The sequence below is a fragment of the Legionella rubrilucens genome (genome assembly GCF_001468125.1).
Taxonomy (GTDB): domain Bacteria; phylum Pseudomonadota; class Gammaproteobacteria; order Legionellales; family Legionellaceae; genus Legionella_C; species Legionella_C rubrilucens.
This window is the reverse complement of record NZ_LNYT01000004.1, coordinates 1-13,505: the sequence shown is the minus strand read 5'-3', so window position 1 is coordinate 13,505 and position 13,505 is coordinate 1. Positions and strand designations below refer to the sequence as shown.

Genomic DNA, 13,505 nt, shown 5'->3' with positions numbered 1-13,505 from the left:
ATTCCTTATCGGATAGGGTCAGTTAATCATCTGAGCCGGGATGAATTGATGACGATGGTAACCTGTGGTTGATTTGTACTCAAGATGTTTGAAAAAATTTTAAACATTTATCAGTTCAACGGGTACAGAAACAGGTGGTGCCTGCCATAAACTTAAGACATACCCGCCACTGCCTGAGCCAGTCGGTTTAACAGCGAGCGCCCCATGATCATAGAGCATGGTCATGTGCTGGTGCAGCGTTTCACTGACCAATCCCCATTGTTTAAAGCATTCCCCCCCCAGACGGATTGCCTCAGCCAGTAAGGGCAATGCGTTGTCATCGATGCGGCCAAGCGCCTGTCGAGCGTCATGCACGGCCTTTTCCATTAAATCATCAATCCGTTGGGCCTGCTTTTTATCTTTGGCCCAAAGGGCGTTCACCTGTTGAATGCAATGCGAGGTAATGCCAATTTGGCCGCAGGACGATAAATACCAATGAGGCTGCCACTTTTGTTGAACGGGTTCAACCTGACCATTTTGAAAAAAAACAGGCTTATTGGCTGCCACGCCCGCAATGTCCAGCCCGCTGCTTTGGCCATGAAATAAATTTTCCAATTGCCGGGCAAAACTGGCAATTTCCTTTGATGGAATTAATTGTTGAGCAGCAAACCAACGCGCCATGGCCACGCACAGAACCGCAGAAGCGCCCATTCCGACGCCAATAGGAATGTTGCTGTCCAAGTGAAAATGCCCGGTTAGTTGATGAAGCGACGTCCCAAGCAGTTGATGGCCTTGCTCGAGAACACTCCAGAACAACATCCGCATTTCGGCGCCGCTGCTGCCTTCGCTGTCCGCACTTAATTTTGAGAGGGAAGGGGTGTATCGCAAGGTCAGTTTTTTTTCCTTGATTGGGAAGACCAAGGCGCCTTTGCCGCGTAAGACGGCATGTTCACCAGCGAGAATCCATTTACCATGGGTTGCTGTCTCAAAATCATAATACATCGTAATGTCCTGCTAAATGATCCTGCTTGAATTGCCTGGCCATATCGGCCTGATCGACACGGTAGAGCAAATGGATGTTAGGCCCTGCATCCATGGTCACCAGCGGGCCGTCACCCTCGCGCTGCCAGAAGTCCTGCAATTCGTTAAGGATTTTATTCCCTTTTTCAGTCATGTAGGTAAAGGGCTTTTCGCAGGTTGAAAACAGGCGGTGCATGTCTTGAAATTCCCGCCAACAGATTTCATAAGCGCTTTTCCAGTCTTTAGCCTGAAAGGCGTTCAATAAGGCATTTAAGTTATCAGAAGCGCGCTGACTGCGGCCAGGATAGAAAGGGCTGCTTTTTATCTTACGGTGGGCCTGGCTTGAGGGCACCTCTTTTTCGGCATGACTGATAATCACAACCTGGTGAATCAACTCCTGGTAGGGTAAAGCAATCCCCTTCACGGCCTCCCCCTCCCAAATGGCCCAGGGTGAAAAAAAGGAGCGGCAGGAAGAACCGGAGCCTACACGACTCAGTTTTGCCTGTTCTTCCACTGGCGGCAGCGGTTTGCCGCTTAATTCACTTAAGGCTTTCACTGCGCATAAGGTGAGGGCTGCAAAACTGGAAGCTGAACTGGCAAGGCCGCTGCCATGGGGAAAATTATTTGACGAACGCACCCGAAACGCGCCCTCGTAGTGAAAGCTCTCCTTTAGAAAGGCGAGGTGTTTTAAGTAACGCTGCTGCGCCAGTTGAGAAAGACTGAACGGTTTTTGACCGGGGACTTGCAACGGTTCCCAAACGTCCTCTTTGCCGTGATGTTGTTCCAGTTGTACACTGGTGATGAGGTTATTCAGCGTATAAGACAGGGATGGATTATCAGGAATATTGTTTCCCTCATCCTGTTTTCCCATGTACTTAATCAGGGCAATGTTTGCTGGGGCTTGGGCAAACCAGGGCATTGGTAGTCTCCTTCGCTTAGTGGCCTTTGGCGTCATTCCATAAAATTTTATGCAATTGAATCTGGAAACGGACAGGCAATTGATCCTGTATTATCCAATCGGCCAGGGTGGTGGGATTCATTTGATTCCAACTCGGTGAAAAAAGAATCTGTACCTTCTCAATCAACTGGTATTTTTTGATGATTTCGCACGCCCAAAGATAATCTTCCCGGCTGCAGATAACAAATTTGATTTGATCGGTGGCTTTGAGGTAAGGAATATTATCAAAGCGATTTTTATCGCACTCGTTGGAGTCGGGCGTCTTAAGATCCATAACCACCATGACCCGGGGGTCTACCTCTGCAATGTCTCGGGCGCCGCTGGTTTCTAAGGAAACCTGGTAACCTGCATCGCAGAGATTGGTCAGCAGAGGAATGCAGCCGGGTTGGGCCAGGGGTTCGCCGCCAGTGACACAGACATAACGGCAGCGAAAACGGCTGATTTCATCAACAATGGCAGTGATGGGCTTTAATTCCCCGCCCGAAAACGCATAAGCCGTATCACAATACTGGCAACGCAGTGGACAGCCGGTTAAACGAATAAACACGGTAGGAAGGCCTACCGTGGTGGATTCGCCCTGTAATGAGTGAAATATTTCCGTAATTCGTAATTGACTGGCTGCACGGGTCATGAGGCATTAAGCGATTTTAATTTTGCCGCAGCCAATTGGGCTGTGGGGGTGTCAGGGTAATTGCTGATAACCTGCTGTAAACGCTTTTTTGCTTCAGCAGGTTTGCCGGAAGCCGCGAGCGCATAACCTATTTTCAAGCTGCAGGCGGCGGCCTTGCTGGACGTGGGGAACTGTTTCAGTACCACGTCAAAGTGCTCGATCGCTTCCGGGTAATTTTTCTTGACCATGTGCAGTTCGCCTAACCAATAATGTGCGTTGGCGGTGTAACCTCCCTGAGGGTAATTGGTCACAAAATTTTTCATGGCGATTAATGCGTCATCAAAACGTTTGTTTTTAACCAGTTCGTAAGCGGCAAGGTAACTGATTTGCTCATCAGCAGGGTTGCTTTTGCCGGGAACGGCGGCTGCAATAGGCGTGGGTGTTGGCTGGGGGGCGGGTGTTGCTGCCGGCGTTGGAGCCGGTGCGGGTGTTTTAACCGCCGGTGTCGCGCTGCCCATGGATAATTCAGTGGGTGCTGCCGGAGTGGAAGCCTGGGCTGATTTGGCCACGGCGGGATTGTTTCTCAACCGGGCATCCAAATCTTTATAAAAAGACAATTGTTGTTGCTGTAATAATTTTAAATCATGGGCCTGCACTTCGAGTTGACCGCGCAACTCCTGAATTTCCTGCTGCATGCCTTGAATTTTGTCTAAGAGTTCGGCATTGTCGCCGTTGCCCTGGTTGTCATCCTTAGCCAGAGGAATTTCTTCGTCCATGTCCAATTGTGCTTTGGCAACAGACTGCTCCATGGCAGCCTGTTGTTCATCAAGAATTGCAAAGTTTTCGCTGTCATCCACCACGGGTGCTTCTGCATGGCTATGCAGAGGCAGGAGGCAACAGAAAAACAGTGCAAGCAAGCGTTGATGTGCGCTCATCATCGGGTGGCCTCGTAAGTAAGCTCAACACGTCGGTTTTGACGGTGAGAGGCTTCGTCATGACCGTAGTTGGCTGGACGCTCTTTACCATAGCTGACCACACGGATTTGGCTGCGGCTTACACCGGCCATACGCATCAGTTCTGCCACGGTGTTGGCACGTCGCTCGCCCAGGGCAATGTTGTACTCGCGGCTGCCGCGTTCGTCAGTGTGACCGGCCAGCAGGATGCGTGCGCCTGGATGGGACTTCAGGTAGTCAGACTGGGCATCAAGAGAAGCCATGTATTTGGGATTGAAAGTACTGTCATCATAAGCAAACAGGTACAGTTGGTTATGAGGTGCCTGGGTCGTGTAGGATTCACCAGGTTCTTGACCTGCAAATCGACTAAATTGCCCCAAACCGTGAGCTGATGCTTCGCTATCACCCATCATGTCTGCGCTACCCGGTGTTTTTTTCGCACAGGCAGCGAGCAGGACGATGCTAGCAGCAACAAGACCCAGTTTTAGAAACGATTTGCCTTTCATCCTTTTCTCCTTGTTATTCGTAATATACAGATAAGTTAAAGCGCCACAATGGCGGGTCATTGTACAATTGTTTTAACGATTTCGCCATCAACAAACGCAAATCAGGCCAGGTTTTTGTTATTTGTGCCGATCATGGCGGATATGGCTGACAATAAATTCTGTCAGCTCGGCTGTAAACCGCACGGTGATCTGATTGGCGGCCAGTACACCGCCGTAAGGTGTATCGGCTGGACAGGGGATTTTAAAGCGAAAATCGCGCGAAGCTAAGACCTGGTTGTCGCTGATGCGGGTAAGAACAGCCTTGGCAACGAACGCCATGGTGCTGGGGCACGTCAGGAAATTTTGTTCAAGCTCGATTAACTGCGTATCGAGACGGTAATCGGTTTTATCCGAGATGGGGCTTGTGGCGACAGCGTAAAAATAGCCGCTGCGCTGCAGGCTTTGCGAAATGAGCGGGAACAGCATGTCAGCGGGCGGCTCTATCCAGGCATTGTGAACAAAAGGCAAGACTTCAAAGGGTTTTTTGACATAAACCATCTGCGATGTGTCGTATCCTGACACAGCTTCCGGTGCGGTCACCAGAATGGATACGCGGCCCGCAGGACGTCCATACTGTTTCTGGCTGTAAGCATCCAGTTTGTACTGGTTGGTCACCGGCTGCTTGACGGAGCACCCGCCAAGCAGGGTCAGAATCAGTGAAGCAATAAGCACTTTTTTCACGTCTATTCTCCCGGACCTGGTTTTAAGGGTTTGGTGCCCCGTATGAGTACCGATGGATTTTGCCGCATCTGGTTGCTGACTTGCTCGAGATTGGCGGCAATGGTATTCAGACGCCTTAACAGAATAATGGCTGGCGGAATGGTTTGCTGCGAGATCTTGTCGATGGTGGATTTACCGGAATCCATGGCGGAAGAAACCCTGTCTCCAGCAGTGGAAATGCTGTCAGCCATCCGCGTAATGTGGGCGATGCTGATTTTCAGATCCTGGCTTAGGCGCGGCAATTCCTTACTGACCTGAGCAATGTTGCCCACCATGATGTCGGTATTTTCAAGGGTGCGATCGATGTGCTGTTTATTGTCAGCCAGAATGCCGGTAAATTTTTCGAGGTTAACCAGGGTGTTATGCAGGCTTTCAGCATTTTTTTTATCGAAAATCCGTTTAATCTCAACACTCACGCTGTTGATATTCTCAGACACTTCTTTAAGCACGCTGTCGAGTTGATTAAACAGTGACGGACGCGCTGGAATAATAGGGTAAGGTTCTTTGGGAATTTTTTTTAAGGGCGTCAGATCAGACGAGGTGGCTGACAAGCCCACATAAGTGGTGCCGGTGATGCCCTGGGAAATCAAGGTGGCCGTGGTGCTGGTGGTAATGGGGGTACCGTCTTCAATGTCCAGCAGGATTTTGACCTGTTGCGGGTCGAGGCGGTTTAATTCAATTTTTCGGACGTAACCTACCTGCACTCCATTGTATTTAACCGGTGATTCTTCACTTAAACCGGATACGGCTTCGTGTATATAGACGGCGTAAATAGTGTATTTTTTCTGGTCAAATCCAACCGATAACCAAAGAGCGGCTGCAAGCAGCGCCGCGGTCAGGATCAGCACGGTTAAGCCGACCATGGTGTAGTTGGTTTTCGCTTCCAAAAGGATGCTCCTGTAGTTCTATCCCACCAGTTTAGAGTTTACTGAAGTAATCAGCAATCAGCGGATGAGGATTTTTCTGCAATTCTTCAATCGGCGCCACGCATAAAATCTTCCCCTCTCCGACAAATGCGACCCGATCCGTGATGCTTTTTAACGACTGGATATCATGGCTCACCATCACCACGGTGAGATTCAATGCATCCCGCAAAAAACGGATCAATTCATCAAACTGCCTTGCACTTCGCGGATCAAGACCTGTTGTCGGCTCATCGAGAAACAACAATTCGGGATCCATGGCAATGGCCCGCGCCGCCGCGGCCCGTCGTTGCATTCCGCCGCTTAACTGAGCTGGAAATTTGCTGGCTGACTCTTTGGGAAGGCCGACCATGGCGATTTTAAGCATGGCCAGTTCGTCCATGAAATTTTTTTCAAGATCGGTAAATTCCCGCATGGGAAACGTGATGTTTTCCAGTACCGTCATGGCTGAAAAAAGGGCGCTGTGCTGAAAGAGCATGCCCCAACGCCTGCGAAGAGCGTCTGCCTGGCGGCTGTCCAGCGTTGATAAATCCTCGCCAAAAATTTTAAGCGAACCCGCGGTGGGTTTAAGCAGCATCAGTAAACTGCGCAGGATCGTGGTCTTACCGCTGCCGCTACCGCCAATGATGGCTAAAATTTCCCCTTTTTCCACGGTTAAATTGACATCAGTATGCACCCACTGGCCGGCAAGGCAGTTTTTTAATCCTTCAATTTCAATGATGGGTTCGGCCATTTAAATACCCATCCAGCTGTAAACCACGGAGAAAATGGCATCGGCAATGATGATGAGAAACAAAGCCTGCACAACGCTGCGGGTGGTCTGACTGCCGACACTGTCGGCATTGGCCTCGACCAGAAAACCCTGGAAGCAGCCGACTAATGAAACAATCAAAGCAAACGCCGGCGCTTTATAGAGGCCGAGCATGAATTGATCAAGACCCACTGAGTCTTTAAGGCGTGCCAGAAAATCAACGTAACCGACATTGAGCATGGATTTCGACATCATCATGGCACCGATGATACTGAAAATATCGGACCAGAAAATCAGTAAAGGGAAAATGAGTAAAAGTCCCATGACTTTGGGCATGACTAACAGTTCTACCGGCGATAAGCCCATGGTGAGCAGGGCATCAACCTCCTCGTTGATTTTCATGCTGCCGATTTGCGCAGTAAAGGCCGAGCTGGTGCGTCCTGCAACAATTATGGCGGTGATTAAGGGAGCAAACTCACGAAAAATAGCCATGCCCGACAGGTAGGCGATAAAAATGTTGGCACCGTAGGTCTGAAGCTGCAACCCCATCTGGTAAGCCAAAACCACCCCTATCAAAAAAGACAGCAGGCCGACAATGGGCAGCGACTGAATCCCCGCGGAATCGATGATGGAGGCGATACTGGGCAATTGAAAACGCCGCCATTGTGCGCAGGCTTCAAAGAATTTAGTGGTTAAATCACCTAGCAGGATGATAAAGCCATCGGCCTGAGTGAGCTTATGGATGGTTTCCTTTCCGATACGATGAAGAATATTCTCCTGTTTAACCGGCGGAATTTTGTATTCAATGGCATCATGCTTGGATTGAATCAGTTCCAGTAAGGATTGTTGTTCAGGATTAAAACCAACCAGTTTGGTTTCTTTGCCGCGTGCTTTAAATATGGCGATGCAATGGACCAAAGCCAGAGCCCCTGCGCTATCCAACTGAGACAATTCCGCTCCGCTGACGGTCACCTGAGGCTCATTGGGTAATTCAATGGTATGAAAGGAGTCAACCAGCCCATCCAGTTTGAGAACAGACCAGGGGCCTTTGCAGAAGAACGCCTTTTTTTTCTTGTTGAAAGCAAACTCAGCCGCAGCCGTTCGTTTAGCCATAATTGTCATTTACACGAGAAATAGCCTAGGATAATACGAAATCCCTTGCGTTCGCAAAAAACTACGTGATTTATTTAAAACGTTGGCAAACCCTGCTTTGGAGTCTCGATCCAGGCTATTTTCAATTAAAGCAAGCCGTTAAAACACTGGTGGCCATTCTTATTGCGTTGTGGTTTATGCGTCATGAAACCCAGTTAACTCAAGTCATGGCGGCTTTTGCTGCCGGCATGTCCATGCAGGGCATCGTCGCGACCACCTGGCTGTCCCGTCTTTATCAGGTCTTGTTATTTGACAGCCTTTATTTTGCCCTGTTCATTGTGGGGCTGCTTTGCCGCGACTCGCAGGAACTCACTGCCGTTGTCCTCGTGATTTTAGGATTTGCCGTGAACTATGCCCGGCGTTTCGGCCTGCAAACCAGCATGGCGCCGATGATTGCCTGGATGCTTTGCTTTGTAGCCACAATCCTGCCTTTTCAATCAACGACTCAGGCCCTGCTGCACATTTACGGGTTATTGGCCGGTTTGTTAATTGCTGCCGTGGTCATGATGCTGCTGTTTCCGCAAAATTACCGGCGTCTATTCATCAACAACAGCAATCAGCTTTTTAAAACCCTGGGACAGGGCATGCTGGATGTGCGCCGTTACCTGTTACTTGGCGTGAAGGCCACGGATTTTGAAACCCTGCCCTTTGCGAAAATTAAAACCAATCTGCATCACCTGCTCGACAGCAATCAGACCATTGAAGAAAACTGCGATCTGGATGATCAGAAAAGGGTGGATGATATCCTTATTCATCTCTACGTGCTGGTTAACGCTTACCTGATGATGCTCGAGGCCTATCGTGCCCTCCATGCCAAAGCGTACCCGCTGTCACGCGCTGGCCGTTGCTGCTTAAGTAAAATCAGCAAGCAATTTGCTCATTTATTTTTCAAAATGCGCATGCGAGGTAATTTCCTGGTAGTGGGCAGCCCAAGCAAAGTCGACATCAATACACTGGCTGAAAAATTCAATGAACTGTCATTGCGCGATCCCACGCTGGTGATTGCCCTTTTGCATCTCAAATTAAGCTTTACCCTGATTAACCGGCATGTCTGCGAATTGATACGGGGTAATAATGGAACTTAGAGGAACAACACGCATGGCCTGGCAGGCAGCCATTGCCATCAGCATTGCGGAGTTAATCAGCCTGACTCTGAATCTGGAGCGAGGATACTGGACCACCTTGACCGCCATGGTGCTGACTACTCAGACCTGGGGAGAAAGCGTGAAACGCTCGCTTGAGCGGGTCAGCATGACGATTTTAGGCGGCGTGGCCGGCACGATGCTTTATTTTCTACTCCCGCCTGAAAGTGCGATGATTCCAGTGATCCTGTTAATTTTTGTGTTTTTTACCGTGTTTTTTTTCCCCATCTACCACCTGCTTGCTGTCTTTGCCTTGACTGGCTTCATTGTCTTTTTGTTTGCCATGATCGGCGCCTGGAATCTGGTTTTACTGGAGGAACGTATCCTGGATACGGCCCTGGGCGCATTGATTGCCGTGCTGGTGGGCTGCTTTTTTTTACCGGTTAAAACCGACATTGCCGGCTTATTTATCGGCCATTTTGAAAAAATGAAGGCGTCGTTAAGCCTTGGCTTTCTCAATCAGTCGCCGCTTAGCTTGCCCGTTATCAGTTTTCCTCTGGCTGCTGATTTTCAGGCCATTCGCAAAAAGGCCATCGCTATTCGTTATGAAGTGTTGTTTCATTACATCAACCGCCATGATTTTGGCGTGCTGCTAACCCAGACGGCAATTTGCACCCAATACGTTGTCGGGGTGCTCGACGCGTACCAGTGGTTGATGAATTATTTAAGCAGGGAAGACAAACAGCGTATCCGGCAAGTGGTGGAAACGACCCAGCATAATATTGAAACCTTAATCAAACAATTAAAGCAGGAACCGCATGACGCCATGAAGCCGCCCTGTGATATGATTGAGCTGGTGACCAAGGCGATTGAAGAAGAGCCAACGCGCTTTATTCATCTCGACAATCAGGGGTTGGGCTATTTTAATCTGATGCATTTTTTCACCCGGTTAAATACCCGCTTAAATGACATTTACACGCTGCTGAACAAAAGCAAGGATTAGTTTAGTAGTTTTATGGTTGATACCCGCCGATTGTGATAAGATCGCTACCATTTTCTGTGGCGTTGTGAGCCAGCATGCAAAATCGTTACAGCCAATTTGAAAAACGCAAGCAGGACCATATTGAATTGGCCCTTATGCCGTGTAACCAAACTGAAGAAATGAATGATCTTGATACCATTGATTTGGTTCATGACGCACTTCCTGATCTTGATTTTGCCGACATTTCCCTGCACGGCATCCGGTTTGGCGAACCGGTCCGCACCCCTTTTCTGGTCAGTTCCATGACTGCGGGACATCAGGACGCTGCCCGCATTAATCGCAGCCTGATCGCAGCCTGTGCAGACAAGGGCTGGGCAATGGGGGTGGGATCACAACGCCGCGAATTGATGGATGATGAGGCGGCTTTTGAATGGTTGCCGTTGAGGCGTGATTACCCGCAGGTCACATTAATGAGCAACATTGGTATCGCTCAGCTGATTGATACGCCGGTTAAACGCATTCAACAGTTGACTGAAGCCCTTGGGGCACGGGCTTTGATTGTGCATTGCAATCCTTTGCAGGAAGTCATTCAACCGGAAGGCACCCCGCAATTTAAAGGATGCTGGCAGGCCATTGAGCGTGTAGTGACCGCTTTAACCATTCCCGTCGTCATCAAGGAAACCGGTTGCGGGTTTTCAGCTTCCACCTTGAGCCGTCTGAACAATCTGGGCATTGCCGCGGTCGATGTCAGCGGTTTGGGCGGTACGCACTGGGGGCGCATTGAGGGCCATCGTGCGTCGGACTCGCCTGAACGGCAACAGGCTGCAAAAACATTTGCCAATTGGGGCATTACCACTGTCGCCAGCGTTCAGCAGGCGGCGGCACTTAACCCTCAGTATGAACTGTGGGGTTCCGGCGGAGTACGCCATGGGTTGGACGCGGCCCGACTAATTGCATTGGGCGCCTCGACAGTGGGCTTTGCCAAGCCCATGCTTGAGGTGGCGTTAAAGGGGGTTGAGCAGGTAGTGGAACGCATGACCACCATAGAATACGAGTTAAAAGTCGCTATGTTTTGTACGGGTAGCTTACATTTGTCTGATTTAAAGGGGAAGGCATGTCCATGAACCATTTGGCTGATGAGTTATTTCAGGGCTTCTCCCGGTTAAACCGTGAAGAGCGATTTCAACGCTTGCTCCAACTCGGTGCATTAACCAAAGAAGATGTTCATTTTCTCCGTGAAGGGGGGGTGCAGAACACCCTGCTCGCCGATAAATTGATTGAAAACGTGATTGGCTATTTTCAATTGCCGCTGGGCGTGGCCACCAACTTCCGCATCGATGGGCGCGATTACGTGATTCCCCTCGCCGTGGAAGAAACCTCCATTATCGCCGCCCTGTCGAAAACAGCCAAGTGGATAAGGCAATGCGGGGAGATTGAGACCTGGGTGGAAGGCGAATGTATTCTGGGTCAGATTCAGTTTGCCAAAGTGAAAAATTTTGCCCATCTTGCAGCCATCTTCGAGGAAAATAAGCAATTTCTCATTGAAAAGGCCAATGAAGACGTGGCCATGACTATGGTGAAGCGCGGCGGCGGCGTGGTTGATCTTGCACTGCGTCATTTACCCCGTGAAGACGGCGGCGACATGGCCATTATTCACCTGACCATGAACAGTTGCGACGCCATGGGGGCCAATATTATCAATCAGGTGCTTGAGTATTTAAAAACGCCGCTTGAACGATTAACCGGTGAACAGGTAACCATGTGCATCCTGTCCAATTTAAATGATCAGAAATTAACGACGGCCCGGGTGACGATCAACGGCATTGATCCGGAACTCGGCGAGCGTCTGCAGGAAGCCTCCTTATTTGCAGAGTCGGATCCTTACCGGGCGGCTACCCATAACAAAGGCGTAATGAATGGCATCGATCCCGTATTGATTGCCACGGGCAATGACTGGCGGGCGGTCGAGGCGGGTGTTCATGCCTATGCCACCCGTTCGGGTCGTTATCAGGCGATTTCGCAGTGGCGTTACCAGCAGGGGCAGTTGATCGGACAGCTCACGGCGCCCATTGTGGTAGGAACTGTAGGCGGCGTAACCGCCCTTCATCCTACGGCAAAGATGTGTTTGCGCATGATGGGCATTGAATCAGCCAATCATTTATCCCGTATTATTGCTGCCGTCGGCTTGGCGCAAAACCTCGGTGCTTTACGGGCACTTTGTACGGAAGGGATTATTCAGGGGCATATGAAACTGCACATTGATAATCTGGTGCTGGTTGCCGGTGCCACCGACAAGGAAATGCCGGTTTTGAAAGAAAAATTAAAAAGCTGGCTTCGTATTAATAAACGAATCAGTGTGAATAATGCCTGCGAATTACTGGCGGAAATCCGGCAGGCGGCGGGCTAATATGAAATGGTCTATCCCGGCAAAAACCTTTCTGGTCGGTGAATACGCCGCCGTCGCCGGCGGTCCGGCCATGGTGTTAACCACGTTTCCCTGTTTTGAAATGACCCTGGTGGATGGGGATCGCCATGAGGGGATTCATCCGGATTCCCCGGCAGGTCACTGGTGGGCGACGCATCGCATCCCGGCAAAAAGTCTTCTCTGGTATGATCCCTATGCCGGTAAAGGCGGCCTTGGCGCTTCGAGCGCCCAATTCATCGGGGCCTACCTCGCCAGTTGCGGTCTGCTGCATGTCAAAGCCAGTCGTCAGGTGTTACTGGAAGCCTATTATCAGACCAGTTGGCGAGGGGAGGGGATTCGCCCCAGTGGTTATGATGTGGTGGCCCAAACCCAGCATCGCTGTGTTTACATCCATCGCCAGAAAGACGTGATTGAAAATTACGATTGGCCTTTTAAAAGCCTGTCTTTTTTGTTGCTGCACAGCGGTCAGAAGCTGGCCACGCATTACCATTTGCAACGCGTGGCCTTGCCGCAGTCGACGGCCAGGCTATCGGACATCGCTGAAACGGCGCGCCAGGCCTTTATCGAGGCTGATGACGAAAAATTGCTCCATGCCGTGAATGACTACCAGCAGCAGTTGACGGAATTGCGTTTAATGGCGCCCCATACGCTCAATTACCTGCAGACCTTGAGAGCCAATAATCAAATCCTGGCGGCCAAGGGCTGCGGCGCCATGGGGGCGGATGTTTTATTGCTCATTGTACCCAGCGAATCCTTGGTTGAACAACAAAAGAAATTAATTGAAGAAGGGTGGACGGTCTTAGCCAGCAATCATGAATTACACACCGGCAAAGCCCTTTTAAAAAATAATCCACCTAAAACACTTGAAATTTTACCCTGATAAGGTATTATTCCAGCCTCTTTGGGCCGTTAGCTCAGTCGGTAGAGCAGAAGGCTTTTAACCTTTGTGTCATAGGTTCGAATCCTATACGGCCCACCAGTTTTGGTGGACAAAAGTCCCAAAATAAAAGTTGTCGTACACCCGTATCGGGCCGTTAGCTCAGTCGGTAGAGCAGAAGGCTTTTAACCTTTGTGTCATAGGTTCGAATCCTATACGGCCCACCAGTTTCCCCTTTGCGCTCGTAGCTCAGCTGGATAGAGTACTTGGCTTCGAACCAAGGTGTCGGGGGTTCGAGTCCCTCCGAGCGCGCCATTTAAAATCAAGCACTTACCTCTTTTTTGTGTCCTTAAAACCCATTTACTGTGGCAAAATCGTGGGGTCTTTCCCAATTACGGGGGCACTCAATCAACAGCATAGTACTTTAACTCTGGTTCTATAATTTTGGGTCTTTCCCAATTACGGGGGCACTCAATCAACAGCATAGTACTCTAACTCTGGTTCTATAATTTTCAAAGTTTTTAAAGC

The 13,505-nt window shown here is 49.8% G+C and carries 14 protein-coding genes and 3 tRNA genes; 8 read left to right on the top strand and 9 right to left on the bottom strand.

Going from position 1 to position 13,505, the window contains the following annotated elements; translation table 11 throughout:
• Nucleotides 1-99: 99 nt before the first annotated feature.
• The 9 genes from Lrub_RS01370 to Lrub_RS01330 form a co-directional block, all read right to left on the bottom strand.
• The gene (locus Lrub_RS01370; RefSeq protein WP_058530413.1) at nucleotides 100-981 is read right to left on the bottom strand and encodes a mevalonate kinase family protein; all 882 of its coding nucleotides are present in this window, start codon (nucleotides 979-981) and stop codon (nucleotides 100-102) included.
• Entirely contained in the window at nucleotides 971-1,918 is a 948-nt protein-coding gene (locus tag Lrub_RS01365) for a diphosphomevalonate decarboxylase (protein WP_058530412.1), read from the bottom strand. Before Lrub_RS01365 ends, Lrub_RS01370 begins: the two co-directional genes overlap by 11 nt.
• Nucleotides 1,919-1,934: 16 nt before the next feature.
• Nucleotides 1,935-2,588, bottom strand: coding sequence for a 7-carboxy-7-deazaguanine synthase QueE (queE, locus tag Lrub_RS01360; RefSeq protein WP_058530411.1), 654 nt, complete (start codon nucleotides 2,586-2,588; stop codon nucleotides 1,935-1,937).
• Complete coding sequence (gene ybgF, locus Lrub_RS01355) at nucleotides 2,585-3,505, bottom strand: tol-pal system protein YbgF (RefSeq protein WP_058530410.1); 921 nt, start codon at nucleotides 3,503-3,505, stop codon at nucleotides 2,585-2,587. Before ybgF ends, queE begins: the two co-directional genes overlap by 4 nt.
• Nucleotides 3,502-4,026 carry a peptidoglycan-associated lipoprotein Pal gene (gene pal / locus Lrub_RS01350; protein ID WP_058530409.1) on the bottom strand — a complete coding sequence of 175 codons (525 nt, stop codon included), beginning with the start codon at nucleotides 4,024-4,026 and terminating at the stop codon, nucleotides 3,502-3,504. The genes ybgF and pal overlap by 4 nt, the downstream gene beginning before the upstream one ends.
• A gap of 117 nt (nucleotides 4,027-4,143) precedes the next feature.
• Nucleotides 4,144-4,746: an ABC-type transport auxiliary lipoprotein family protein gene (locus Lrub_RS01345; RefSeq protein WP_058530408.1), complete on the bottom strand. Its 603-nt coding sequence runs from the start codon at nucleotides 4,744-4,746 to the stop codon at nucleotides 4,144-4,146.
• Between the two features lie 2 nt (nucleotides 4,747-4,748).
• Complete coding sequence (locus tag Lrub_RS01340) at nucleotides 4,749-5,672, bottom strand: MlaD family protein (protein WP_065235694.1); 924 nt, start codon at nucleotides 5,670-5,672, stop codon at nucleotides 4,749-4,751.
• A gap of 31 nt (nucleotides 5,673-5,703) precedes the next feature.
• Nucleotides 5,704-6,441: an ABC transporter ATP-binding protein gene (locus Lrub_RS01335; RefSeq protein WP_058530407.1), complete on the bottom strand. Its 738-nt coding sequence runs from the start codon at nucleotides 6,439-6,441 to the stop codon at nucleotides 5,704-5,706.
• A complete protein-coding gene (locus Lrub_RS01330; RefSeq protein ID WP_058530406.1) occupies nucleotides 6,442-7,572 on the bottom strand; it encodes an ABC transporter permease in 1,131 nt (376 codons plus the stop codon).
• A 65-nt stretch (nucleotides 7,573-7,637) separates the two neighbouring features.
• On the opposite strand from Lrub_RS01330, the gene Lrub_RS01325 reads away from it, so the two are divergent.
• From Lrub_RS01325 to Lrub_RS01290, 8 genes are all read left to right on the top strand, one after another.
• Nucleotides 7,638-8,696, top strand: coding sequence for a hypothetical protein (locus tag Lrub_RS01325; protein WP_058530405.1), 1,059 nt, complete (start codon nucleotides 7,638-7,640; stop codon nucleotides 8,694-8,696).
• Nucleotides 8,686-9,696 (top strand): FUSC family protein, encoded by a 1,011-nt coding sequence (locus Lrub_RS01320; protein WP_082651404.1) that lies wholly within the window; start codon nucleotides 8,686-8,688, stop codon nucleotides 9,694-9,696. The genes Lrub_RS01325 and Lrub_RS01320 overlap by 11 nt, the downstream gene beginning before the upstream one ends.
• A 74-nt stretch (nucleotides 9,697-9,770) precedes the next feature.
• On the top strand, nucleotides 9,771-10,799 hold the full coding sequence (gene fni / locus Lrub_RS01315) for a type 2 isopentenyl-diphosphate Delta-isomerase (protein WP_058530403.1): 1,029 nt from the start codon (nucleotides 9,771-9,773) through the stop codon (nucleotides 10,797-10,799).
• On the top strand, nucleotides 10,790-12,082 hold the full coding sequence (locus tag Lrub_RS01310; RefSeq protein WP_058530402.1) for a hydroxymethylglutaryl-CoA reductase, degradative: 1,293 nt from the start codon (nucleotides 10,790-10,792) through the stop codon (nucleotides 12,080-12,082). Before fni ends, Lrub_RS01310 begins: the two co-directional genes overlap by 10 nt.
• Nucleotide 12,083: 1 nt before the next feature.
• The gene (locus Lrub_RS01305) at nucleotides 12,084-12,980 is read left to right on the top strand and encodes a mevalonate kinase family protein (RefSeq protein WP_058530401.1); all 897 of its coding nucleotides are present in this window, start codon (nucleotides 12,084-12,086) and stop codon (nucleotides 12,978-12,980) included.
• A gap of 23 nt (nucleotides 12,981-13,003) precedes the next feature.
• Nucleotides 13,004-13,079: transfer RNA gene (locus tag Lrub_RS01300), tRNA-Lys, on the top strand.
• A 49-nt stretch (nucleotides 13,080-13,128) separates the two neighbouring features.
• Nucleotides 13,129-13,204 (top strand) — tRNA-Lys (locus Lrub_RS01295).
• Nucleotides 13,205-13,215: 11 nt separating this feature from the next.
• A tRNA-Arg gene (locus Lrub_RS01290) sits at nucleotides 13,216-13,292 on the top strand.
• The last annotated feature ends 213 nt before the right edge of the window (nucleotides 13,293-13,505 follow it).

Coding starts and splice junctions, on each gene's coding strand:
- Lrub_RS01370 (WP_058530413.1), bottom strand. CDS start 981: ATGTATTATGATTTTGAGACAGCAACCCATGGTAAATGGATTCTCGCT.
- Lrub_RS01330 (WP_058530406.1), bottom strand. CDS start 7,572: ATGGCTAAACGAACGGCTGCGGCTGAGTTTGCTTTCAACAAGAAAAAA.
- Lrub_RS01320 (WP_082651404.1), top strand. CDS start 8,686: ATGGAACTTAGAGGAACAACACGCATGGCCTGGCAGGCAGCCATTGCC.
- queE (WP_058530411.1), bottom strand. CDS start 2,588: ATGACCCGTGCAGCCAGTCAATTACGAATTACGGAAATATTTCACTCA.
- fni (WP_058530403.1), top strand. CDS start 9,771: ATGCAAAATCGTTACAGCCAATTTGAAAAACGCAAGCAGGACCATATT.
- pal (WP_058530409.1), bottom strand. CDS start 4,026: ATGAAAGGCAAATCGTTTCTAAAACTGGGTCTTGTTGCTGCTAGCATC.
- ybgF (WP_058530410.1), bottom strand. CDS start 3,505: ATGATGAGCGCACATCAACGCTTGCTTGCACTGTTTTTCTGTTGCCTC.
- Lrub_RS01335 (WP_058530407.1), bottom strand. CDS start 6,441: ATGGCCGAACCCATCATTGAAATTGAAGGATTAAAAAACTGCCTTGCC.
- Lrub_RS01365 (WP_058530412.1), bottom strand. CDS start 1,918: ATGCCCTGGTTTGCCCAAGCCCCAGCAAACATTGCCCTGATTAAGTAC.
- Lrub_RS01310 (WP_058530402.1), top strand. CDS start 10,790: ATGTCCATGAACCATTTGGCTGATGAGTTATTTCAGGGCTTCTCCCGG.
- Lrub_RS01305 (WP_058530401.1), top strand. CDS start 12,084: ATGAAATGGTCTATCCCGGCAAAAACCTTTCTGGTCGGTGAATACGCC.